This is a genomic window from Sorangium sp. So ce327 (assembly GCF_051530205.1).
In the GTDB taxonomy this organism is placed as follows: domain Bacteria; phylum Myxococcota_A; class Polyangia; order Polyangiales; family Polyangiaceae; genus Sorangium; species Sorangium cellulosum_B.
Genome location: NZ_CP150330.1, coordinates 1,965,583 through 1,989,402 on the forward strand (window position 1 = coordinate 1,965,583; position 23,820 = coordinate 1,989,402).

A 23,820-nucleotide genomic window follows, 5' to 3' on the forward strand; every position below is an offset into this window, starting at 1 on the left:
CGGCCTCGAGGGGCTGGGTGCAGGACGGCGTCTGCGCTGCTGCCGCGCGCTCTACCGCGCTGCCACGTGTCTTTCGCGCTGCGGCGCGCCTTGTTCGCACGGCCGCATTCCCCTTCGCGCTTGTACGCATCTCGGACGGAGCCATGGCGCAGACGCGCTCGCGCTATGCATGTTTTGCGGCCCCTCTGGTGCCAGCGTCATGGATTTTTCAGAGGGGATGGCCCTTCGCGATGTGAGCTTTGCCCGCGGCGCCCCCGCGAAGCTTCGCTGAAGCTCTCCCCTTCCTGGCGGGAATCCTGTCGGGCGGCGGGACGGGCCGGACGCACCCCGCCGCAGCGGGGCTAGCGCGCCTCGTTGCAGCGCCGCAGCTCGCTCGTGGGGCTAGCGTCGCGGTTGCACGCACGGAGCTCCTCGGTGAGGCGAGCGACCTCGTCGACGAGGGCTTCGTTGCAGCGACGGAGCTCGCGCGAGGTGCTCTGCGCGTCGCGGTGGCGCAACGCGTTGTGCACGGCCACCGCCGCCTGCGATGCGAGGAGGCCGCAGAGCTCGACCTGGCCGGCGCGGAACGCGCCAGCGGTCGCGCCGTTCTCCGCGTAGAGCACGCCGGTGAGGCGGCCCTGATGCGTCATGGCGAGGCACAGGATCGACCTGAGGCCGCCCTCGAGCAGGTAAGGGTCGTCCGCGAACCGTTCGTCCAGGGCCGCGCTGGTGAGGGCGATCGGCTGCTGTGTCTGGGCGACGTGCTGGACGACGCTCGCGGCGAGATCGGCGGTGGAATCGAGCGGCGTCGCGGGTCCGAGGCGGACCCCTCCGCGGTCGCCGTCGAGCTCGGCCTCGATGGTCAGCGCGCCGTCGCGCGCGAGGACCAGCACGGCGCGCTGCGCCCCCGCGCTCTCGCTCAGGGCCCGGAGGAGCCGCTCGAAGAGGCGCTCCAGGACGAGCTCCCCGCAGAGCGCGCGCGAGACGCGGAGGAGGGCGAACGCGTCGAGCGACGTGGGGCGCTCCGTGCTCGCCGGGAGTGAGGACTCCGGCGGACGGCTCTGCTGCCCGACGAGCGCGGCGCGCGCCACGAGGTGCGGGTACTTTCGCGACAGCTGTCGCGCTTTGGCCTGCGCGCCCCACCGCAGATAGCCCTCGTGGGCGTCGGCCATGTAGACGTGGGCGATCCTCTCCCTGCCGCTCGCCAGGTGGAACTTCGCGCAGAGCTCGCTGGCGAGCGCCTCGTCCCGGACGAAACCGTTCACCTTCGCCGACTCGATCGCCTGATCGTAGAGCTTCATCGCCGCGAGCTCCTCGCCGGCGGCGCGCGCGGACTCCGCGCGCAGGAGGAGGTGCTTGTGACGGTAGTTGTCCGGGCACCGCTCGCCCCACTCCGAGAACCGATCCCGGTAGCTCGCCACCGAGACGGTGGTCAGCTGCCGGCCGCGCGCCAGCGCGGGCGAGAGCAGCGTCAGGCAGGTGTAGAAGAACACCTCTGTCGCGAGGTGATCGTCGACGCCGCCCTGCATCCTCGCCTCGGCCAGCGAGCCCATCCGCAGCGCCCCCTCGTAGTCCTCGTTGAGGAAGCAGATCTGCTGCCGCAGCGCGTAGTGGACGCGCGCGGCGGCGCCGTGCGCAGGCGCCGAGAGCTTCGCTTCATCCGCTGCGTCGTCGAGATCACCGTGGCTGGGCGGGCGGGACGCGCCGGCGCGCGTCGCGTCCATCAGGTCGTCGAGCGCGCGGCGCACCCCGGTCAGCGCGAGGGCGGCGAGCTCCTCCCGCGCGCGCCGCACCAGCGAGAGGAATCCGTCGACCTCGGCCCGCACCGCCTCGCACTCGTCGCCGAGCCCGAACCGAACGAGCGCCGTGTGGACGCACGCCTGGGACAGATAGGTGAGATCGCCCGTCCTGTGCCCCGCCTCGAGCGCGGCCTGGAAGAGATCGAGGCTGGAAAGGAGATGATCGGTGAAGACGCTGACGTGGGCCCCGAGCACGACGCGCAGCCGGCACGAGAGCTCGGGCTGGCCGGACCTCTCGTTCATCTCGAGCGCGAGCTGGCCGAGCTCGTAGGCCTCGTCGTAGCGGCGGAGCACCCGCGCGGCGACCCAGGCGTAGGCCATGTAGCCGTACGAGGAAACTCCACCGTGGCCGTGCTCCAGCGACAGGTTGACCTGCCTGGCCGCGATGAACGTGCAGAGCGGCGGGTTCACCGTTGCGGCGGGGAGCATGAGGGCCATGAGGAGCCGGAGCGCCGCGCGGGTCCGGGCGTCCGACGCCTCGGGCTCGTCGAGGAGATCCTTGAGCCGGCGCGTGCCGAGCGCGGCGCGCGCGGCCGCGAGCTCGGCGTCTGCTGCTGCCTTCCGCCCCGGCCCGTCCTCGGGGAGGGGGACGCCGAGCATCGCGAGGGCCGTCTTTCCGAGCGCCACCGCCTCGTCGAGCCGGCCCTGCGTTGTGTACACGGCGATGCGCAGCTCGTGCGCCCTGGCCCGCTCGAGATCCGAGCGCGCCTCCGCCGCGAGCACGTCGAGCAGCGCCTCCGCGCGCTCGAGCCGGCCGCCGAGGTGCGCGCACTCGGCCGCCTCCGCGTGCAGCGAGAAGGCGATCTCGTGGTCTCGCTTGAAGCTCCCGTCCGGCAGCGCCGCGATCCCGGCCTCGAAGAGATCGGCGGCCGCCGGGGTCGCGCCCCGCTCCCTCGCCTTGCGGCCCGCGGCGAGGTTCATCGCGGCGAGCGCCGCCCGCTCGCGCGGCTCGACGATCAAGGGCGCGCCGAGGTTCAGGTGGTGCGCGGCCTCGAAGAGCGCCTCGTCCGAGCGCTCGCGCTGTGATCGCGCCTCGGCCATACGCCCGAGGCGCAGGTGGACCGCGCGCCGCTCCGCGTCAGGGAGGGCGGCGTAGGCGTCGATGTCGACCTTCAGCACCTGCGCACGCGCAGTGCGCTCGTCAGCGGGCTTGCAGAGCAACTTCATCGCCATCTCCGAGGCGATCGCGGGGGGCGCCGGCGGCGAGGGCGGGGCTGGCGCGGGGGGGGCCGCGCAGTCGCGCCTTCGCTCGCAGGGAGCTCCGTCGTGATCGTAGATGGGTGGGGGATCATGGAGCGGCCGGCGCCCGCGGTCGCGGGCTCCTCCAGCGGGAATACGTCCGCCGGAGTCGGGTGGCAGCATCCTACCTTAAGTGGGCGTGGGTGCGCTACGGTGGTAGACGCCCGTCTTTCCGTTCTGCGCGCGCCGACGGCCACCCGCGGAGCCGGGGGGGGGAGGGCGGCCTCGGGGTCCGCGCGGGCGCCCCGCCCGGGGCTCGCGGCTCCCGACGCCCCGGCGTCAGGGCCTTGCGCGCGAGCAGCCTGCCCCATCGCCTGCGCCTCGCCGGACCAGGCGACGTTCAAGATGCCAGTCGCCCGCGCCTCGACGGCAGCGGCGAGCGACTCGACCGTATTCGACAATCGATGATCTGGATACGGAACAGGCGGTGTCCAGGGCGAGAGATGCCCTATCCATCTCTGTCGGCGCGCGCGTGTCAGCGCGCGAGTCGAACGATTGCGCGACCGGGGTCGAATGGCCGGCTCGCCCTGGAGCGACGGGGCGAAGAGGACATGAGGCGGCGCCGAACGAACGCGTCCTGCTGCCCCGGATGAGCCCGCATCCAGCGAGAAAAGTTTGGAGTTTTCAACTTCGCGAGAAGCTTGAAAGGCGCGGGCCATGGTCCGCATCCTGCAATGTTTCCAGTGTGCCCGCGTCGAGGCGGGAGAGGAGATTCAGTATGTGGTCTGTCTTGAGAGCACGGAGCGCCCTCTGCGGCGTCATCTGCTGTGGCGCCGGGTGTATGTCCTCGGAGGCTGCGGACGCTGTGTCGGAGGGCGAACCCGGAGGCGACAGCGGCGGTGCGGCGCGGGCGAACGCCGAGCACGCCTCGCCTCCCGGGATGTGCGAGATGGGGGCAGTCGGCCCCGGGGGCGTGTGTCCGGGTGCCGCGGTCGCACCCAGCGGGCGGCTGGCCGGCGCGGCCGGGCTCGGCGACAGCGAACGGGCCGAGCGGGCGTGCCGGCAGAGATCGTTCAGCCGGCAGTATCCTGGCAAGGGCGCGACCCTGCGCGGCTTCACGGTCGACGGCGCCGGGCGCGCGCTGCTCGCCGGCTCCTTCGAAGGGGAGCTGACCTTCGGCAGCACCCGGCTGCGGAGCGCGGGCGCGACGGACGCCTTCGTGGCCGAGCTCGACGCGTGCGGCGCTCCGCTCTGGAGCAAGCAGTTCGGCGACGGCACGGCGCAGAGCGCCATCGACGTGGCCGCGAGCAGCGGGGGTCAGTCGCTCGTGCTCGGCGATTTCTCCGGCACGGTCCGCTTCGGCGCGCACCGGCTCACGGCGGCGTCGCCCTCGGGCGCGGACCTGTTCCTCGCGAAGCTCGGCCCGCGCGGCGCGGCGAGCTGGGCGGCGCAGATCTCCGCGGAGGAGGACGCGATCCTGAGCGGCACGGCGCTCGCCGCCGATGGCCGCGGCGGCGCGCTCGTGCTCGGCAGGCTGGAGGGGGCCGCGAAGGTCGCCGGCGCGCGGATCGAGCGGCGGGCGATCGGCGCCTTCGTCGTCCGGCTCGACGCCTCGGGTCGCTTCGCGTGGGTCAGCCTGCCGCCGAGCGGCTCCGACAGCGACGAGATCGGCATCGAGGTCGACCGCGACGGGAACGCGATCCTCGCGAGCCAGGACGGGCGGGGCACGGCGACGTTCGTGACCAAGCTGGACCGGAACGGAGAGCTCGTGTGGCACAAGCGGTTCCGTGGCTCGCCGGATCAGCTCGAGGAGGCGTACGACCTCGCCGTGGATCCAGAAGGCGCCGCGTTGCTCTCCGGCAGCGGCGTCTTCGGCGAGCCCGATCTGCCGGGCGGCCCGCGGCCGTTCGTCGCCAAGATCGGCCCGGATGGCCGTGTGATCTGGGTGAAGCGCTTCGACGCGCGGAGCCCCCGCCGCATCACGGCGAGCGGCGAGCGCGTGGTGCTGGCAGGCGATGCGCTGTGCGCGTCGGCGGATGAGCCGGCGTCGTGCAGCGCGTGGGCGGCCGAGCTCAGCTCCAGCGGAGAGGAGCAGTGGACCCGGCGCATCGGCGCGGACGTCCACGTCTCCGGGCTGGAGATGGACCCGTGGGAGAGCCCGATGCTGGCCGGGTCCTTCCAGGGCACGATGGCGCTCGGGGACGAACGCCTCTCCAGCGACCAGGGCGCGCTCTTCCTGATCCGCTTGCCGGACCCGGGCTGACCGCGCGCGGGCGCTCGGGTCCTGCCGGAGAGATCGCCTGGCAAGCGCCCGGCGCCGGTAGACGGCGCGGCGCTGGCCCGGCTCACACGCCGAGCGCGCGGCGGACGGCGTCGACGATCTCCTCGGGGGTGCCGCCGACGTCGACGCGGATCGCGTCCTCGGGCGGCTCCAGCGCGGCGAGCTGCGTCGAGAGGAGGCCGGGGGGCATGAAGTGATCCTTGCGCGCCGAGAGGCGCGCGGCGATCAGCGCTGGATCGCCGGTCAGGTGCACGAGGCGCATCCGCGCGGGGTCGACGAGGAGCTGCGCGCGGTGCGCCGCCTTGAGCGCCGAGCAGGCGATCACGGCGCCGCGCCCCTCGTCGAGGAGCTGGCGGATGCGCGCGGTGAGCGCCGCGATCCACGGCGCGCGATCCCGATCGTCGAGCGGCTTGCCGGCACGCATCTTCTCGATGTTGGCGGCGGGATGGAAGTCGTCGGCGTCGACGAGCTCCCATCCGAGCTCGCGCGCAAGGCGCGCCCCGACCGTCGTCTTCCCGGCGCCGCTCACGCCCATCACGAGCACGATCACGGGCGCCGCGCCTCTCCGATGGCTGTCTCTCGCGCTCTCCGCATGGTGGGAGCCATCCTATCATGGGCGGTTCGGCACGCCCCCTGCTGCGCCGGGCGCATGCGTAGGCCTCCGATCCCTGTGGTCCTGTTGCCATTTTCCCTGCTCTGCGCCGGTTGCTCCTCTGGCGGCGCCGAGCCGGAGCCGCGGCCCTCGCCGTCCGGGTGCGCCGATCCGGGCACCGCGGGCTGCGTCGTCGCCTCGGACAGGCAGCGGGCCCGCGCGCCTCGGGTGCCGGAGGCCGACGCCAGGGAGCTCGCCCTCGGCAACACGGCGTTCGCGCTCGAGCTCTACCGCCGGATCGGCGCCGCGCCGGGCAACCTCTTCTGCTCGCCGTACAGCGTGTCGAGCGCGCTGGCGATGACGTACGCCGGCGCGCGCGGGGAAACGGCGGAGCAGATGGCGCGCGCGCTGCGCTTCACGCTGCCGCAAGCGCGGCTCCACCCGGCGTTCAACGCGCTCGACCTCGCGCTCGCGCGCCGCGGCGAGGGCGCCGAGGGGCGGGACGGCAAGGGGTTCCGGCTCCACATGGCCAACGCGATCTGGGGGCAGGTCGGCTCCGCGTTCGTGCCGTCGTTCCTCGACGTGCTGGCGGAGAGCTACGGGGCCGGGCTGCACGTCGTCGACTTCGTCCAGGCGCCCGACGAGGCGCGGGGGATCATCAATGGCTGGGTGGCCGAGCGCACCGAGGACCGCATCAAGGACATCCTGCCAGAAGGCGCCCTCGGGTCCTCGACCCGGCTCGTGTTGACGAACGCCATCTACTTCAACGCTGCCTGGCAGTTTCCGTTCGAGGAGGAGGAGACGACTCCGGGGAGCTTCACGCTGGCGGACGGCTCCGCGGTGTCCGTGCCGATGATGACCAACCACGCGCAGGTCCGTTATGGCGAGGGCGACGGCTACGAGGCGCTGGAGCTGCCCTACGACGGCGGTGAGCTGTCGATGGTGCTCGTGCTCCCGTCGGAGCTCGGCGGCTTCGAGGCGGGGCTCGATCCGGAGCGGCTGGATGGCGTCCTCGCCTCCCTCGGGTCGCGGAGCGTCACGATGGCGCTGCCGCGGTTCAAGATCGCCTCGACCCTGGATCTCGCCCCGCCGCTCGAGGATCTGGGGATGCCCGCCGCCTTCTCCGATCACGCGGATTTCTCGGGGATGAGCGTCCAGGGCGGCCTGTTCATCACCGATGTGCTCCACGAAGCGTTCGTCTCCGTGAACGAGGCGGGCACCGAGGCGGCGGCGGCGACGGCGGTGGTGATCGGCGAGACGTCGGCGCCCGAGCCCGCCGCCATCCGCTTCGACCGCCCGTTCCTCTTCGTCATCCGGGATCGCGCGACGGGCGCGATCCTGTTCGTCGGCCGCGTCGCCGACCCGTCCAGGTAAGAGCGCCGGGTCCGGACGAGCGAGGCATCCTGCGACAGGCGTTGCATCCTGCCTCATGGCGCCGCGTGCCCGCCTCTGAGTGAGGGGGCGCGCGCGCCGCGAGCCCTCCTCAGTAGAGGCGGGGGACGAGCCGCGCGGACGTCCGGCGCGCGTAGTCGTCGTATTCCGGAAAGGTGTCGCGCAGCACGCGCTCCTCGTATCCCATGCGGATGACCTGCAGGATCATCTCGACCGTGTAGATCAGGACCGCGGCGATGGACGGATAGATCAAGATGATTCCCGTCCCCTGGATCAGGGTGGCGAGATAGACAGGGTGGCGCACGAGCCGGTAGGGGCCGCTCGTGATGAGGCGTCGCGCCTCGGGCATGACGCTGAACGACTTGCCCAGCCACCCGATGCTGACCACGGCGAGCGCCATTCCACCGATGATGAACAGCGTGCCAATCACCAGACGGCCGGGCATCGGCGGGGTCTTGGGCAGCCATGCGATGCTCGCCGGCAGCAGGCCGGCGGCGAGCGCGGTGATGCGAGGTACGACGCCGCTCAGCTTGCGTACAGGGCGGAGGCGAACGAGCGTGAACGCCGCGACGAGCAGCAGGTAGACCTCGGTGGCCACGAGCGAGGCCACCGTCGTCCCGTAGGTGAGCCCCCTGGGCCCGCTCCAGAGAAACAGGTGAGCATAGAGTTCGCGCCCGACGAACAGGGCGTTATAGAGCATGAGGACGGCGAGCGGCAGCCGCATCGCGAGGTCGTAGATCACCGCGCCATTCATTGTATCCCCCCTTACTTCGCATCGTGAGAGGGGGCGCGAGCGAGGTCAAGCCAGCGGGGCTTTCGTCGCGTCGGATCCATCATCCATCCACCGCGGGCGCAGCGCGCTTCGACGGCGGCGGGGCCGCGGGACGATCAAGGTCTGTCGGAGACAGCGCCTCCGGGGGAGAAGGAGAGTTCAGCCGGAGAGACAGGGAGATAGGGATGTCTTGTCGACGCCTCCACGCTTCCACATGCGGCGTCCACCTTCGGGAGGGCCGCGGCGCTCAGCTGGTCCGCCCGCCGGGGCGCTCATATCGCCTCGACCATCCTCTCCACCGCATCGCCGATCTCCTGCTCATCCAGCGCCGCGAACCCGAGCCGCAGGAAGGGGCGCTTCTTGCCGTCGAACGCGAACCGCCGCCCCGCGGAGAACGCCACCTTCCGCGCGAGCGCGCGCTCGGCCCAGGCGTCCGCGTCGATCGCGGCGTCCACCTTGGCCCACAGGGCCATACCGCCGGCAGGCACGGCGAAGTCGAGCGCGCCGGGGAGCCGCGCGCGCAGCGACGCGACGAGCCGATCGCGCCGCGCCCGGTAGGCGCGGCGCGCGCGCTGCGCATGGCGCTGCACCTCGCCGTCCTCGAGGAGCTCGGCGACGGCGCGCTCCACGGCGTGGTCGCCCTGCCGGTCGACGAAGGTGCGGTGGAGGGAGAGGCGCTCGACCAGCGGTCCGGGGGCGACCACGAAGCCGATCCGGAGCCCGGGGGCGAGGATCTTGGACAGGGTGCCGATGTAGACGACGACGCCGGCCGTGTCCGCGCTGGCGAGCGGCAGCACCGGGCGGCCGTCGTAGTGGAACTCGTGATCGTAGTCGTCCTCGAGGACCGCGATCCGGCGGGCCCGGCAGAGCTCGAGGAGCGCGATGCGCCTGCCGGGCGCGAGCACCGCGGTCGTGGGGTACTGGTGGTGCGGGGTGACGTAGACGGCGCGCAGGCGCTCCCGCTCTGCGAGCTCCGAGAGCGCGTCGACGGAGAGGCCCGCGGCGTCGACCGGCAGCGGGAGGAGCCGCGCGCCTGCGAGGCGGAGCGCCTCCCACGCGGGGCGGTAACCGTAGGACTCGACGGCGACCGCGTCGCCCGGCGCGATCAGGGCGCGGGCGACGAGGTCGAGCGCCATCTGGCTGCCGCGCGTGACGATTACCGACTCCGGCCCGGCGGCGAGGCCGCGCACCGCCGAGAGCATCGCGGCGAGGGCGGCGCGGAGGCGCTCGTCGCCGCGCGGATCGGCGTAGTCGAGCAGCTGCTTCGACCCGGCGTGCAGCGCGCGGCGGTAGGCGCGCGCCAGCGCCGCGGTCGGGACGAGGCGCATGTCGGGGAGGCCGCCGCTCATGCGGAGCGTGCCGGGCGGGATGATGGGCACGTGCCGGAGCGAGGTCGCGCCGAGATCGAAGCCGAGCCGCGCCGGCACCTCCGCCCGCGCGGCCGCGCGCCGGGCGAAGCCGCGGGGCGCCGGCGCCGGCAGCTCCGCCGAGACGAAGGTGCCGCGCGCGGCGCTGGCCTCGATCCAGCCCTCGGCGGCGAGCTCGCGGTACGCGGCGAGGACGGTGTTGCGATGGACCGACAGGGACCGCGCGAGCGCGCGGCTGCCCGGCAGCTCGGCGCCGGCGCGGAGCCGGCCGCGGCGGATGTCGTCGGCGAGGGCGCGCGCGATCTGGAGGAAGATCGGCTGCGGCGCGGCGGGATCGACCGCGAGGGCGAGCTCCCAGGGCATGCCAGCTGGTCTAGCAGAAATCGGCGAACCGGATCTTTCGAGAGTACCAGGTGCGCGCCAACCTCGGTCCATGCGCAGGGAGATTTTTCGCATGGAGAGGGCGGAGGCCGAGGCGCTCCTCGGTCTCGCGGAGGTGGTCCACCTGGCGTTGACGACGGCGGAGGGCCAGCCGGTCTTGAGGACGGTGCACGGCGTCGTGGTCCGGGGCGCGATCGCGTTCCACGGCGCGCCCGTGGGCGAGAAGACCGAGGCTGTCGGCCGGCCCGCGGTGGTGTCGTGCGAGCAGGTCGTCGCGTCGATCCCGAGCTACTTCACCGATCCGGAGCGGGCGTGCCCGGCGACGACGCTCTACCGGAGCGCGCAGGTCCACGGGGTGATCGAGCGCGTGGACGATCCGGATCACAAAGCCGAGGTGCTGGAGGCGCTGATGCAGAAGTACCAGCCCGAGGGCGGGTACACGCCGCTCGACGCGTCGAGCCCGCTCTACCGCAAGGCGATCGCCGGGATCCTCGTGCTCGCGGTCCCGCTGTCGCGGCTCGACGGCAAGGCGAAGCTCGCGCAGAACCGGACGCCCGAGGAGCGGGCGCGGATCCTCACGAAGCTCTGGGAGCGGGGTGCGCCGGGCGATGCCGCGGCGATCGAGCTGCTCCGCGGCGCTTGCCTGGACACGCCGGTGCCCGAGTTCCTGCAGGCGCCGGCGGGCTGCGTGCTCGCGTGCGCGCTGGGCCAGCGCGACGTGGCAGCGGCCGTCGATCTGCTGGAGGGCGGCTACTGGAACCAGGGCGTGTCGCGCGAGGCGATCGCGCGGGCGCTGCTCGGGTCGTCGGCGTGGGTGGGCGCGCGCGACGCGGCGGGCCGGCTCGTGGCGACGGCGCGGGCGATCAGCGACGGGAGCAGGCGCGCGTGGATGTACGACGTGATGGTCGCCCCCTCGCTGCGGGGCCGCGGCGTGGGCGAGGCGGTGGTGCGGCTGCTGCTCGGGCACCCGGCGGTCCGCGGCGCGAGCCACGTCCACCTGGGCACCCAGGACGCGCACACGTTCTACGCGCGGTTCGGTTTCCGTGACCGCGCGGCGCTGCCGCCGCGGCCGTTCACGTCGACGGAGATGCAGCTCGTCCGCGCGTGAAGCGGCGCTCGGGCGGCCGACGCGGCCGTGCGGAGGCGGCTCATGGCACATTCCGCAACAAGCCATGGCGATGTGTGCCATGCGGTTCGTGTGCACGACGCGAGACGCCGCGGTTTTGTCGGTGTCCGTGCCGGCACACCCGTTGCGTCACCGCTGTCACATGGAACGCACATTCTCCACGTTTGCTCTTGCGCTCATGTCTCTCGCGCCGCTCTGCACGACAATCGCGTGCGGTCCTGCTCCTATGCCGTTCAACGACGACTACCTCGGGGGCAGCGACGATAACCCCGGCGGCAGCGACGATAACCCCGGCGGCAGCGACGACGACCCCAGGGGCAACGACGACGACCCCGGGAGCAACGACGATGACCCGACGAACCCAGAGCAGGCGTCCGTCTGCGAGCCTCGACAGGCCGGGATTTCGGCTGATTTCGAGCTCATTGTGGAGGATTGGCCGGATGATCCGTCCGATGAGTATTCTTACAATCTCGCCGCGCCCTGCCACGTGGAGGCAGTCAGCGCAGCATCGCGCGACCTCGCGTGTACGTACGCAGACGGCACGGTGCACGGCCTGACGCTCACCATTTCCAATCTGCACATCGTCGGTGCCATTCCGGCGAGCGGTCCCGTGTTCCTTCGGGCGGCGCGATATGAGGAGTTCAGCGAGGTCTATCAGTGGTTCGAGGTGCGCGCCGGCTCCGATGTCACGGGCGCGCTGCTCGCGGCAGGCGTTCGCGCTTCGAACTGGACCCCTGATGGCTATTTCACACCGATCGCGATGTTGCCGGCCGCCGAAGAAGGATGTCCCGTAGAAATCCGACGTGAATGCCTGAGCAGCCGCAGATCCCGGATCCAGTTCTGGGTCGACCATGTGCCCGGCGCCTCGATTCTCGACGGTCACGAAGGGGATATCGACGCGAGCGGGGCATACCGTGCGATCGTGGGCACGAGCGTGGACAACTTCGTGAGCGACCCTGGCGCCTGCCACCCGGGCGACGATCCGAGCTACGCTTATGAGTGGCGTGTCTTGATTGGCGCAAAAGCGAGCGGTGGCCCCTAGAACTTCGCCTGGAGCGCGCGGCCACACCACCGACACAAGCGCCGAAGAGTCGGCCGGCCACCGTCGTGCCCTCGAGCGGCGATCAACGCGCGGAGGCCCGGAACGCCACCGCCTAACGTTGCGCTCGCGTGGATTCCGGGCGAAGCGCGGCCGAGCCAGCCGCGAACGTTGCGGAAAGGTAGAGGACCCAGCGCGCCACAGTGGATTCGAACCACTGGCCTTCGGCTCCGGAGGCCGACGCTCTATCCAGCTGAGCTAGTGGCGCACTCTCGCGGGTTTCGCGAGGGCCCGGAACCTACCCAAGACCTGGCTCTCGCGCAACCCCTTTCCTGCACCTTTGCGTGCCGCAGCCGCCCCGCCCACGCCGTCACCCGTCGCTCGCCGAGGGCCCGCGCCGGCCGTGGCGCCCGCCGCCGTCCGTCCGCCCGCGAGGGCGGCGTGGCGATGGCCAAAATTTGGCCACCGGCCCGTCTGTCCGGCATTCCCGGGGCATGGATGCCCGTCAGCGAAGCTCCGCGATCCCGGCCCCCGCGCGCGGACCCCTCCCGCTCGCCCTGGCCGTCGCCGCCCTCGCCCTGCCGGCCTGCACCGGCGGGGAGAACGCCACGCCCGAGGGCATCATCAGCCTCTCCGCGGGCGCGGCCCAGAAGGCCGCCGAGAACGACCCCGCCACCCTGCCGCACCCGGACGGGCCCCGCATCGGCGCCGTGCAGATGGTCGCGCCCATCTACGAGAAGGCGGACCGGCGCTCGGCCAAGCTCGGCTACCTCCGCGCGGGCGGGACGGCGCCCCGCGGGGAGAAGCCCGCCGCGTTCGACGACTGCCAGGGCGGCTACTACCGCGTGCTGCCCGCCGGGTTCATGTGCGCGGACAGCGACGCCACGATCGACACGCAGCACCCGATCCTCCGGGCGCTCACGCGGCGGCCCGACCTGTCCAAGCCGATGCCGTACCCGTACGCCTTCGTCCGGGCCATCGCGCCGAACTACTACCGGATGCCGTCCACGAAGGAGCAGCTCCAGTACGAGATGAGCCTGGAGCGGCACCTCCGCAGCTACAAGAAGCTCAAGAAGAAGTGGGACGAGGTCAAGGTCGGCGCCAACGACGTGCCGCTCGACCCCGCGGGCAACGCCGTCGCCGACCCGCCCGCGGAGCCGCCCGAGCTCGGCGACAGCGAGCTCTTCGGCGGCAACGGCAGCGACGAGATCCCCTGGTTCTTCAAGGGCGGGCGGCAGCTCCCGAACATCTCGTCGTTCAAGGTCCCGGGCTACGCGATCATCACCAACCGGATCGCGCGCAAGGCAGGGCTCGCCCTCATCGACACCTTCATGGGCGACGGCGGGCGGCGCTTCGCCCTGACGACCGACGCGCGGCTCGTGCCCACCTCGAAGCTCAAGCCCGCCCGCGGCTCCACGTTCCACGGCGTCGACATGACCAAGGGGTGGGAGCTGCCGCTCGCGTTCGTGCACCGGCAGGACGCGAAGCGCTACGACATCTCCGGCGGCGAGATGGAGAAGGCGGGCGAGCTGCCCTGGCACACCGCCGTGCAGCTCACGGGGCGCTCGAAGAAGGTCGGCGGCGCCCGCCTCGTCGAGGCGAAGGACGGGACGTGGGTGCGCGACTCCGACGTCGCCATCGCGGTGAAGCCCTCGGAGCTGCCGTCGTTCGCGCAGGGGAACGTGAAGTGGATCGACATCTCGATCCTGAGCCAGACGCTCATCCTCTACGAGGGCAGGAAGCCCGTCTACGCCACCGCGGCGGCGACGGGCCGCGACGGGCTCGGCGACCCCAAGAAGACCTTCTCGACCGTGCGCGGGACGTTCCGGATCCGCGACAAACACGTCACGACGACCATGGACGCGCACGAGGTCGACAACAAGTTCGAGCTCCGCGACGTGCCGTGGGTGCAGTACTTCGAGGCCGGCTACGCGATCCACGCGGCGCCGTGGCACGACGACTACGGCAAGCCGCGCAGCCACGGGTGCATCAACCTGTCGCCGATCGACGCGCGCCGGGTGTTCCTCTGGACCGATCCCCCCGTGCCCGAGGGATGGCACGGGGTCAGCGCGGGGAAGGCCACGGGGGAAGGGACCATCGTCCACATCCATCCCTAGAGCGGAGCTCAGGAAGCGGCGGGGGTCAGTCCTCGTCGGCCTCGGCCTTGAAGCCGCTCTCCTTGATCACCTTGTCCTGCACCATCGGCGGGCAGACCTCCAGGTGCTCGACGTTCATCGTGAACGTGCCTTTGCCCTGGGTCATGCTCTTCAGCTTCGACTCGTACTCGAGCACCTCGGCGAGCGGGACGAACGCGTTCACGATCGTCTGGCTCTCGACCGAGTCCGTGCCGATGATCCTCCCGCGGCGGCTGTTGATGTCGCCGATGATGTCGCCCATCGCGACGCTCGGCACCGTCACCGAGAGCCGCACGATGGGCTCGAGCAGCACCGGCGCGCACTGCGCGGCGGCGGCCTTGAAGGCCTTGCTGCCCGCCATCTGGAACGCCGCGTCCGAGGAGTCGACGTCGTGGTACTTGCCGTCGAAGAGCCGGACCTTGACGTCGATCATCGGGTAGCCCGCCAGGACGCCCTTCGACATCGACTTGACGATGCCCTTCTCGACCGAGGGGATGAACTGCCGCGGCACGGCGCCGCCCACGACCGCGTCCTCGAAGACGAAGCCGCCGCCGCGCGGCAAAGGCTCCATGTCGATGTAGCAGACGCCGAACTGGCCATGTCCGCCCGTCTGCTTCTTGTGCTTGCCCTCGATGTTCGTGGCCTTCTTCGAGATCGTCTCCTTGTAGGCGATGTGCGGCGGGCCGAGCCGACAGTCGACCCCGACGCGCCGGCGGATGCGCTCCACCGTGATCTCGAGGTGCAGGGCGCCGAGGCCCGAGACGACGAGCTCGCGGGTCGACGCGTCCTGGTGCACGCTGAGCCCCGGGTCCTCCTCGGTCAGCCGGTAGAGCGCGTTGCCGACCTTGTCCTCGCCGCCCTTGGCGTCGAACCGCACGCCGCGCGAGAAGAGGGCCGGCGGCAGCTCCGGCGCGGAGAGCAAGAACGGGTGCTTCTCGTCCGAGAGCGTGTGCCCGCTCAGCGTCGCCTTCAGCTTGTGCAGCGCCACGATGTCCCCGGCGCGCGCCTCGTCCACCTGCTTGTGGTCCTTGCCCACCACGCTGTGGATCTTCCCGAGCCGCTCCGAGCCGCCCGTGCTCGCGTTGAGCATCGTGGCGTCGGGCCGGAGCACGCCGGAGAGCACGCGCACGAACGAGGTGCGGCCGGCGTGCGGATCGATCGAGGTCTTGAAGACGAACGCCGCGGCCGGGGCCTCCGCCGACGACGGCCGCTCCGCGGCCTGCGGCGCGGCGCCGGGCTTGCCGGTCGGGACGACGCCGCTCCAGGCCGGGTGCTCGGCCGGCGGCGGCACGAGCTCGACGATGCCGTCGAGCAGCGCGGCGACGCCGCTCGGGCGGACCCCGGAGGCGAAGTAGACAGGGATCAGCGCCCCCCGGCGGACCGCGGCGCGGAGCCCTTGGTCGAGCTCCTCCTGCGTGAGATCACCCTCGGTCAGGTACCGCTCGGTGAGCTCGTCGTCGCTGCCGGCGACGTCGTCGACGAGCTTCCCCCGGGCCTTCTCGACGGCGCCCGCGGCGTCGGCCGGCACGGGAGAGCCCGCGGCCGTGGCGGGCGCCTCGGGCTTGTCGAGCCAGGCCTTCTTCGTCCGGATGGCGACGACCCCCCGGTGCTGGAGCCCCTCGCCGACGCGCTCCTCCATCACCGCGAGCGGCGCCTTGAGGCGCGCGCGCACCTCGGCGAGCACCTCGTCGGGCCGGGCGTTCTCGGCGTCGACCTTCGTGACGACGATCATGCACGGTAGCTTTGCGTCCCTCACCCAGCCGAAGACGCGCTCGGTGATCGGCTGCACGCCGTCCTTGCCGCTCACGACGAGGACGGCCGCGTCGACCGCCGCGAGGGCGAGCCGCGTCTCGGCGAGGAAGCTGCCCTCGCCCGGCGTGTCGACGAGGTTGACCTTCTTCCCCGCCCAGGAGAGGTGCGCGACGCTCGCCTCGAACGAGCAAACGTGCTCTTTTTCCTCGGCGGTCTCGTCGAGGACACTCGACTTGTCGTCCACCTTGCCGAGCTTGGCCGTCGCCTTGGCGACGTACAGCATGGCCTCGGCAAGCGATGTCTTCCCAGCCCCCTTGTGTCCGATGATTGCAACGTTCCTGATGTCCCCTGCCTCAGTCGTTGTCATCCCTCGTTCGTACCAATCCCCGTCGAGATCGAGAAGGCCGGCACGCGATTTTTGCGGCGCTTTCCTCGAGGCAGGAGGTCAGCGAAGCCGGGCAGCGAGTCGCTCACCCGAGCTCTGCCGCGACGCGCTGCGGCGTGCTCTGGCGATCTGCGCTTGTCCGGCGCTGCCTGAGTGGAGCGCTCGCCCGGGAGCTCGGCGCACGAAATGAGCACTCTCCGCCTCGCGCTCCAGATGGTCCTCGGTATAGCGCTACCGTTCGCGCTGCAGCGCTGGGACCGACGGCGGCTCACGCCCGAGCAGCGCGCAGCTTGCTGGAACGGAGCGACCTGGGGCGCGGCCCTCTATGCGTTCGGCCCGCTGTCCATGCTCGGGTGGTGCTGGGTCACGCGCGGCGTCCAGCACGGGCGGCCGGGGGCGCGTGGAACACACGGAACAGCGCGCTTCCGCGCGCTGAAGGCGCTCGGGCTCGGCGCGGCGTCCGCCGCAGCGCTCGTCCTGATCCTGAGCGGCGTCGATTACCTGGTCGCGCTCGCATTGGGGCTCCCGCCGTGAGCCGCGTGGCTGGCACGTGGCACGCATGGAAGCGATGTCCATGGCTCGATGGCGCATGACAGGTGCCGCGGATGCCGCTGATGGAGATGGCTGCAGGCCGGCCGGCCGGCCAGCTGGCCGGCCAGTCAGCCGCGCCCAAATGCGTGAAGAACGGACATTTTCGTGCCCGAGTGTCACTAGACGACACGTCATGGACGCGATAGCAGCACTCTGAATCTGTTATTCATGGGACAGGCTTTGACTCTGTCCGCGGAGCTCGCGGACACACACCGAGGCAGTGCGTTGACGTCGCTGAAGCCCAGAGAAGAGGATCGCGCGGCCGCACGGGAGCGGACCGACGCTGGACGTGCGCCGCGGGCGGCCGAGGGCGGCCCAGGGTGGCAAGAGATCGTCGCCGGCAGGTACGCGGTGGAGACCCGGATCGGCGCCGGCGGCGTGGGCGTCGTCCAGCTCGCCACCGATCGCCTGTCGGGCCAGCGCGTCGCGCTCAAGCGCGTCGATCCGAGGCTCGTCGAGAACAGGCACGCCGTCGATCGGCTGCTCCGGGGCGCCCGCGCCGCGCGCGCGCTCAAGGGCAGGTACGTCGCGCGGATCCTCGACGTCGGGGTCGAAGGTGGCGCGCCGTTCGTGGTCAGCGAGTACCTGGAGGGCTCCGACGTCACGAGCTACCTGCGGCGCCGCGGGCCGATCCGGGTCAGGGAGGCGGTGAAGTACCTCCTGCAGATCTGCGAGGCGGTCGCCGAGGCGCATGGCATCGGGATCCTCCACCGGGACATCAAGCCCGAGAACCTCTTTCTCAGCTTCGGCGACGGCGCCCCGAGCGTGAAGGTCCTCGACTTCGGGGTGTCGGCCGTCGCCTGCGGCGTCGAGAGCGAGGGGCCGAACGCCGCCTCGGGCGCCATGCGGACGTCGCTGCTCTTCATGGCGCCGGAGCAGATGCGGTCGGCGGGCGGCATCGACGAGCGCGCCGACATCTGGTCGATCGGCGCGGTCGCCTACGCGCTGCTCTGCGGGGCGAGCCCGTTCGATGCGCCGAGCGAGCTCGAGATCTGCACCAAGGTCCTGACCGAGCCGCCCGCGCCCTTTCCGGCGGGCGTCGAGCCCCCGGAGCTGCGGGCCCTCCTGCTGCGCTGCCTCGCCAAGGACCCGGAGGCGCGCCCCTCGGACGTCGCGAAGCTCGCGTTCGCGCTCGCGCGCTTCGGGGGCGAGGGCGCGGAGGACGCGGCCGAGCGCGTGTGGGAGGCGCTCCGGGCGGACGAGACCGTCCGCATGGCGACGCCTGCTCCGGTCGCCGCGGACGAGTGGGAGGCCGACACGCTGGCGGACCTGCCGAGGATGTCGCCCGACGATCTCATGAGCGACCTCGAGACGACGGCCAAGTGGGAATCTCCCGCGGGCCGTCTGTCCGACGTCACGCTGGTGTCGCACGCGGGGGCGGCGTGGGACGGCGGCGATCAGCTCCGGGCGAGCCGGACGCCGCCCCCGCCGGTCCTGACGCTGAGCCCGCCGGAGCGCCGCTCCGATCTTCAGGCGGGCGGGCCAGGGAAGCCGCCGACCGCCGAGGACACGCCCGTTCCGCTCGGCCGCAAGGTCGTGCACCGCGTCAGCGACGGCGCGGCGCCTCGCGTCACGCCGGTGCTCGCGGCGCGTGCGCTGGCCGAGACCGATGCGGAGCGGCTCACGGTGGTGCGCCGGGGGCCGTCCCCGTGGCCCCGGCGGCTCGCGATCGCGTTCGCGCTGTTCGGGATGCTCGCGGGGATCGGCGGCGTGTGGCTCGTGCAGATGCGCACGCTCGACGGCGGCGGGAGCGCGCTGCCTGCGGCGAAGGGGCTGGCGAAGCGCGCGGTCCAGGAGGCGCGCTCGTCGGTGGTGGAAAGGCGATCGAGCGCGGCCGCTCCTGCCGCGCCGGAGCCCTCGCCCGAGCCCCCGGCGGCCGAGCCCCCGGCGGCCGAGCTGGTTCCCGCGAGCGCCGTGGGCCCGGACAGCGAGGCGCCGCGGGTGGCGCAAGCGCGAGGGGCCCGTCTCGACGCGCGACGCCCCGAGGTCATCTACGACGAGGTCGAGCGCGAGCGGCGGCGGCGGCGCGAGAAGCTCGAGCGCGAGCGGGCGTGGCGTGAGGCGACCACCCGCGCGCGGCAAGAGCGCGACGCGTCCCGACGCGAGCCGCCGCGGCCCGAGGAGGGCGCGGTCGGGCCGGCGCAGCCCGCCGAGGGCGCGCGCGCGCCGCAGCAACCCGCGGAGAGCGACGGCGCGCAGCGACCTCAGGCGAGCGACGGCGGGTGACGTCCGCGGCCCGGCGGTCCGCCTGCCTGGTATAAGGCGGCCCGTGTCAGGGATGAGTCGAGCAGGTTACGCGCTCGCCCGCGCGGCGGGCGCCGCGCTCGCCGTGTCGGCGGCGGCGGTCGGCGCTCCTGTGCGCCCTGCGAGCGCCGCGCCGCAGGCCGCGCAGCAGGCGCCGCGGGTCGCGCCGGAGCACCTGCCGTACGGCGCGGCGGGGTGGGCCGCGTCGGGCTGGGGCGGCGTGCGCGGCGTGACGATCGGGCCGATCGAGAACTTGCGGCACCCGGGCCGCGGCTACGGCACCGCGGCGAGCGGGCGGGCGATGGATGAGGCGGTCGCCATGGGCGCGACGTGGGTCAGCCTGACGCCGTTCGGCCGCGTGTGGGACGGCAAGGGCACGGGCGTCGATCTCGTCTTCGAGGCGCCGTTCGAGGAGAACCGGCGCAACGTGCTCGCGGCGATCGCGCAGGCGCACGCGCGCGGGCTCAAGGTGCTGCTCGTCCCGCACCTCTGGGTCGAGAGCGGCGAGTGGCGGGCCCTGATCGACCCCGGGGACGATGCCGGCTGGGCGCGCTGGGCCGAGTCGTACCGCCGGTTCCTGCTCACGTGGGCCGCGGTCGCGCGCGAGGGAGGCGCAGAGATGCTCAGCGTGGGCGTCGAGCTGCGGAGCTGGGTGACGACGCCGCGGGCGGCGAGCTTCCTGCCGATCATCGAGGCGGTGCGCCGCGTGTACCCGGGGCTGCTCACCTACTCGGCGAACTGGGACGACGTCGAGCACACGCTGATCTTCGACGCGCTCGACCTCATCGGCATCAACGCGTTCTACCCGCTGGCGGAGCGCGAGGGCGCGTCGTTCGAGGAGCTCCTGCGCGGCGGGCGCAAGGTGGCGGCCGGGGTGGACGCCGTGGCGCGCGCGTGGGGCAAGCCGATCCTGCTGACGGAGATCGGCTACACCACGCGGCGCGATCCCGCCGTGCGCCCGTGGGAGTGGCCCGACCGCATGAAGGGCGTGGTGGTCGACCAGCGCTCGCAGGCCGAGGCCTACGCCGCGGTGATCGCGCCGTTCCTCGACGCGCGCACGTGCGCCGGCTTCTTCGTCTGGCGGCTCTACGCCGATCCGGACGACGTCTCGCAGGAGGCCGAGTGGGGCTTCTCGCCGAGGGGCAAGCTCGCGGAGCTCGTGCTGCGCGACGCCTTCGCCGCCCGCTGGGCCGCCGACGGCCCCCGGCTGCCCGGCGACGCGCTCGGCAGACACCGCGCCCGCACCCCGGGGCTCTTCGGCTGGGAGCTCGATCCCGACGAGCCTGGGGGCCCGTTCCCGTAGCCGGACGAGCGGACGAGCCGCTCCTTGCGGGACGATGCGCTCATGACGGCAGGCGGAGGGTGAAGGTCGAGCCCCTGCCCGCGGTGCTCGTCACCTCGATGCGCCCGCCGTGCGCCTCGGCGATGCGGAGCGCGGCCCACAGGCCGAGGCCGACGCCCGGGGCCACGCCGCTCGACGACGGAGCGCGGAAGTAGCGCTCGAACAGCCGTCGCTGATCGTCGGCCGCGATCCCCACCCCGCGGTCCGAGACCGCGATGGAGACCTCGGCGCCTACCCGCGCGACGGTCACCTGCACGGCGCCGCCCGCAGGTGAGTACTTGATGGCGTTCGCGACCAGGTTGTTGAGCACCTGCTCGATCCGGATCGGATCGCAGCACAGCGGGACGGGCTCGTCGGGGAGCGACAGCCCGAGCTCGTGCGCGGTCGCGGTCGGGCGGTAGAGCTCCACGACGTCGCGGGCGAGCTCGCGCGCGTCCCGGGTCTCGCGGCGCAGCTCGAGCTCACCGCCCTCGATCCGCGCGATGTCCATGAGGTCCGTGAGCATCCGATCGCAGCGCGCGGCCTCCTTCCCGATGCGGGTGAGCATCGACCGGAGCCGCTCCTCGTGGGGGAGGGGCCGATCCGGCCGGAGGCCGTCGACGGTGAGCTTCAGCGCGGCGAGCGGGTTGCGCAGGTCGTGCGCGACGCTCGCGAGGATCCCGAGCTGCCTCTTGCGCTGCTCGGCCAGCGCGGCGGCCATCTCGTTGAACGCGACGGCGATCTCGCGCAGCTCGTCGAGCCCGCCCTGCGGCGCGCGGGCGTCGTGCGAGCCGGCCCCGTAGCGGTCGATCGCGGCGCGTATCGAGAGGAGCGGGCGATAGACGCACCTGCGCAGCTGCCAGAGCGCGAGCAGGACGCCGGCGAGCAGCATCCCGGCGGCCCCGAGGCTCACGATCTCCGAGAGCCTGTGCACCTCGTCGACGCGCTGCCGGGCGATCCGCGCCTCGACGAGCCGGGTGGCGAGCAGCCGCTCGAGCGCGGCGAACGTACGATCGACCTCGTCGTGGGACGCCCCCGTGTCCGCCCCGGCCTTCCGGTGCTCCTGCGTGTGCGTGGCGAGGTAGCGCTCGAGCTCCCGCTCGGCCTCCTCGAAGACGCTGGCGCTCTCCGCGGTGACCGGCTGCTCGCGGGCGTCCTCGAGCCACCTGGAGAGCTCGCGCCTGGCCGCGTCGCGCGCGCCGACGTGCTCGGGGAGATGGGTCAGCGCGACGCGGGCGCTCTCGCGCTCGTGGGAGAGGAGGTGGACCTCCAGCTGCGTGATGGACCGCACCTCCCGGACGATGTTGAAGAGGCACGTGACCTCGCGGGTCATGTACGTGGCGCTGAGCGTGAACCCGCTCGCCGTCAGCAGCGCGAGGGCGGCGAGCCATGCGGTGCTCGCTGCCGCGAGCGTCTTCAGCTTCATCGTCGTCCCCCGGTTCCGGCCCAGGTCGCGCCGGGAACGGGCGGAAGCGTAGCGCCGCAAGCGCGCGCGGCCCGTCCGCCGGGCAATCCGGAGCTCCCGGAGCCGCCGGGGAGGCGGACGAACGCGGCGCTTCAGGCGCGGCGCGGCTCCCGTCGAGGCCGCAGCGCGCAGCCTCAGGCGCGCGTGTTTTCCAGGCCGTTCGGGATCGACAGCGCCGTCCGCGCGATGGCCATCTGCCGCTCGATCTCCGCGGGCGACGCCGGGGCCTCCAGGATCAGCGCCGCGTCATCGGGCACCTGGGCCGCGATCCGCTGGAACGCGTGCGCCGCGCTCTGGCTCAGGCCGCCGTGGCGGCTCCCCGCGTTCACCTCGCTCACGTGGAGCTGCTTCAGCCGTGTCCTGTGCTCCCGCACGAGGAAATGGGCCTCGGTCATCGTGCGATCGACCTGGTGCGCATGGCCGATATCGAAGCAGAACGACGCGTCCGGCAGCGCGTCGAAGAAGGGCCCGAGCTCCTCCACGGTGCGGCCTGTCCGCTTTCGTTTATCCATGTTCTCGATCGCGAGGAAGCCGCCGAGCTGCCGGAAGGCGCCGAGATCATGGAGGGTGTCGGGGTGGAGGACGATCAGCCATCCAAGCGCGGCCACCTCCGCCATGGCGTCGGCGACGGCGCGCTCCTCCGCCGCGTCGAAGCGGCTCGGAGCGTGGAACGAGACGTGGTCGTACCGCGACAGGTCGAGCGAGCCGAGGAGCCGGAGCAGCGGCTTGAGCTCCGAGATCCGCAGCGCGGAGAGCTCCACGGCGGTCGCCGAGCTCCCCTCGAGCATCGAGAGCGCCCGCTCGACGTCGCTGAGGGCGAGCGCCCCTGTCGAGTAGCCCACGGGTCGCATCAGAACACCCCATAGGTCTGGAGGAGCATCAGAACACCCCATAGGTCTGGAGGAGCTTGCGGAGCTCGTCGTCTTCCTTGAAGAAGAGCCGGTCGAGCCCGCCCTGGAACTCACGCGCGATGTCCCGCACCCGCTTGAAGGTCGGGTCGCTGCCCAGCTGATCGTCCAGCGGCAGCTGCTTCAGCCGGCCGCGCTCCTCTTCGTTCGAGAGGAGCGCGAGGAACGCGTCGTAGCTGTCGAACAGCGTGCGCGCCGTCTCCGCCGAGATCGAGGGCCGGAGCAGCACCTCGGCCAGGCTCTCCAGGGGCGTCACCCGGATGCGCTCTCGCAGGAAGCGCACGAGCGCGGGCGTCGAGAGCCGCTCACCGTCGTCGGTCAACGTCGTCCGATCCTTGCAGAACAGCTCGAAGCCGAAGCAGGTGAGGAGCCCGCTCACGAAGATGAGCTTCCGCGACATCCTGAGCTTCGCGTTGCGGAGCGCCCAGCCCGAGCTGCGCTCCCGCTGCTTGTAGACGAAATCGACGGCGACCGTGCGCCAGTACCGGACGATGTCGTTCAGGAGGAACATCGGGAGGATCTCGCGCTTGCTGCCGTAGCGCAGCCCGCGGTCGTCCTCGACGTACCGCGAGAGCACGAGCCTGAGCACCCGCTCGTGGGCGTCCGGCTGGCCGATCGCGAGCGACTCGAGGAGCAGCAGGATGCGCTGGGTCGTGTTCTTGTTCGTGTCCTCCTGCCCGCCGATCTGGTGGAGGATCGGGTGGCTGAAGGCCACGTTGCCGAACACGCCCGTCGGGCCCGGCTCATGGAACTTCGCTTCCTTCAGGATCCTCGTGATGGCCTGGACCTGGCTGAAATGCCCCTCGTCGGCCTGACCGTCGATGAGCAGCGTCCAGTCGAGATCGCTGCCGGTCGTGTACTCGCCCCGCGCCAGCGAGCCGAAGACCACGACGCTCGTGTCGCAGGGGATCTGCTCGCGGAGCAGCGCCGCGAGCCGCGCCCGGGTCTCCGTCGAGAGCCGCGCGGCCGCCTCGATGCTCGGCCACGATCGCCCCGCCTTCTCGCCGATCCGCTCGATGGCGCTCCGCGGCGCCGCGCCTTCATCTCTCGTCATCGAACCACCCTCGATCGCGGGAGCCGTTCATCGAGCCCACCGCAGCGCATGGCAGCGC

At 72.3% G+C, this 23,820-nt stretch carries 16 protein-coding genes and 1 tRNA gene; 8 read left to right on the forward strand and 9 right to left on the reverse strand.

Annotation, left to right across the window (positions count from 1 at the left end; all coding sequences use genetic code 11):
• Positions 1-341: 341 nt before the first annotated feature.
• A complete protein-coding gene (locus WME95_RS07375; protein ID WP_437907713.1) occupies positions 342-2,945 on the reverse strand; it encodes a GAF domain-containing protein in 2,604 nt (867 codons plus the stop codon).
• Between the two features lie 877 nt (positions 2,946-3,822).
• On the opposite strand from WME95_RS07375, the gene WME95_RS07380 reads away from it, so the two are divergent.
• Complete coding sequence (locus WME95_RS07380; RefSeq protein WP_437907714.1) at positions 3,823-5,220, forward strand: hypothetical protein; 1,398 nt, start codon at positions 3,823-3,825, stop codon at positions 5,218-5,220.
• Between the two features lie 82 nt (positions 5,221-5,302).
• Here WME95_RS07380 and WME95_RS07385 read toward each other — a convergent pair whose 3' ends face one another.
• Positions 5,303-5,788 (reverse strand): gluconokinase, encoded by a 486-nt coding sequence (locus WME95_RS07385; RefSeq protein ID WP_437907715.1) that lies wholly within the window; start codon positions 5,786-5,788, stop codon positions 5,303-5,305.
• A 99-nt stretch (positions 5,789-5,887) separates the two neighbouring features.
• Here WME95_RS07385 and WME95_RS07390 point away from each other — a divergent pair, with 99 nt between their 5' ends.
• The gene (locus WME95_RS07390; RefSeq protein WP_437907716.1) at positions 5,888-7,204 is read left to right on the forward strand and encodes a serpin family protein; all 1,317 of its coding nucleotides are present in this window, start codon (positions 5,888-5,890) and stop codon (positions 7,202-7,204) included.
• A gap of 109 nt (positions 7,205-7,313) precedes the next feature.
• Here WME95_RS07390 and WME95_RS07395 read toward each other — a convergent pair whose 3' ends face one another.
• Together WME95_RS07395 and WME95_RS07400 are read right to left on the reverse strand one after the other, a co-directional pair.
• Positions 7,314-7,964 (reverse strand): methyltransferase family protein, encoded by a 651-nt coding sequence (locus tag WME95_RS07395; RefSeq protein WP_437907717.1) that lies wholly within the window; start codon positions 7,962-7,964, stop codon positions 7,314-7,316.
• A gap of 302 nt (positions 7,965-8,266) precedes the next feature.
• Positions 8,267-9,724 carry a PLP-dependent aminotransferase family protein gene (locus WME95_RS07400; RefSeq protein ID WP_437907718.1) on the reverse strand — a complete coding sequence of 486 codons (1,458 nt, stop codon included), beginning with the start codon at positions 9,722-9,724 and terminating at the stop codon, positions 8,267-8,269.
• Positions 9,725-9,815: 91 nt separating this feature from the next.
• On the opposite strand from WME95_RS07400, the gene WME95_RS07405 reads away from it, so the two are divergent.
• Entirely contained in the window at positions 9,816-10,850 is a 1,035-nt protein-coding gene (locus WME95_RS07405) for a GNAT family N-acetyltransferase (RefSeq protein WP_437907719.1), read from the forward strand.
• A 244-nt stretch (positions 10,851-11,094) separates the two neighbouring features.
• Positions 11,095-11,910, forward strand: coding sequence for a hypothetical protein (locus tag WME95_RS07410; RefSeq protein WP_437907720.1), 816 nt, complete (start codon positions 11,095-11,097; stop codon positions 11,908-11,910).
• Between the two features lie 191 nt (positions 11,911-12,101).
• Here the strand turns inward: WME95_RS07410 and WME95_RS07415 are convergent.
• Positions 12,102-12,175, reverse strand: a tRNA-Arg gene (locus WME95_RS07415).
• 226 nt (positions 12,176-12,401) lie between these two features.
• Here WME95_RS07415 and WME95_RS07420 point away from each other — a divergent pair.
• On the forward strand, positions 12,402-14,024 hold the full coding sequence (locus WME95_RS07420) for a L,D-transpeptidase (protein ID WP_437907721.1): 1,623 nt from the start codon (positions 12,402-12,404) through the stop codon (positions 14,022-14,024).
• 25 nt (positions 14,025-14,049) lie between these two features.
• Here WME95_RS07420 and fusA read toward each other — a convergent pair whose 3' ends face one another.
• Entirely contained in the window at positions 14,050-16,161 is a 2,112-nt protein-coding gene (gene fusA / locus WME95_RS07425) for an elongation factor G (RefSeq protein ID WP_437907722.1), read from the reverse strand.
• 204 nt (positions 16,162-16,365) lie between these two features.
• On the opposite strand from fusA, the gene WME95_RS07430 reads away from it, so the two are divergent.
• The 3 genes from WME95_RS07430 to WME95_RS07440 all read left to right on the forward strand — a co-directional run bounded on the left by WME95_RS07430 (position 16,366) and on the right by WME95_RS07440 (position 20,317).
• Entirely contained in the window at positions 16,366-16,713 is a 348-nt protein-coding gene (locus WME95_RS07430; protein WP_437907723.1) for a transcriptional regulator, read from the forward strand.
• A 282-nt stretch (positions 16,714-16,995) separates the two neighbouring features.
• Positions 16,996-18,996, forward strand: coding sequence for a protein kinase domain-containing protein (locus WME95_RS07435; protein ID WP_437907724.1), 2,001 nt, complete (start codon positions 16,996-16,998; stop codon positions 18,994-18,996).
• Between the two features lie 52 nt (positions 18,997-19,048).
• Positions 19,049-20,317: a glycoside hydrolase family 113 gene (locus WME95_RS07440; RefSeq protein WP_437907725.1), complete on the forward strand. Its 1,269-nt coding sequence runs from the start codon at positions 19,049-19,051 to the stop codon at positions 20,315-20,317.
• A 40-nt stretch (positions 20,318-20,357) separates the two neighbouring features.
• Here WME95_RS07440 and WME95_RS07445 read toward each other — a convergent pair whose 3' ends face one another.
• The 3 genes from WME95_RS07445 to WME95_RS07455 all read right to left on the reverse strand — a co-directional run bounded on the left by WME95_RS07445 (position 20,358) and on the right by WME95_RS07455 (position 23,762).
• Positions 20,358-21,761 carry an ATP-binding protein gene (locus tag WME95_RS07445; protein WP_437907726.1) on the reverse strand — a complete coding sequence of 468 codons (1,404 nt, stop codon included), beginning with the start codon at positions 21,759-21,761 and terminating at the stop codon, positions 20,358-20,360.
• A 173-nt stretch (positions 21,762-21,934) separates the two neighbouring features.
• Positions 21,935-22,651 (reverse strand): hypothetical protein, encoded by a 717-nt coding sequence (locus WME95_RS07450; protein ID WP_437550456.1) that lies wholly within the window; start codon positions 22,649-22,651, stop codon positions 21,935-21,937.
• 28 nt (positions 22,652-22,679) lie between these two features.
• Positions 22,680-23,762 carry a nucleotidyltransferase domain-containing protein gene (locus WME95_RS07455; protein ID WP_437550458.1) on the reverse strand — a complete coding sequence of 361 codons (1,083 nt, stop codon included), beginning with the start codon at positions 23,760-23,762 and terminating at the stop codon, positions 22,680-22,682.
• Positions 23,763-23,820 lie beyond the last annotated feature (58 nt).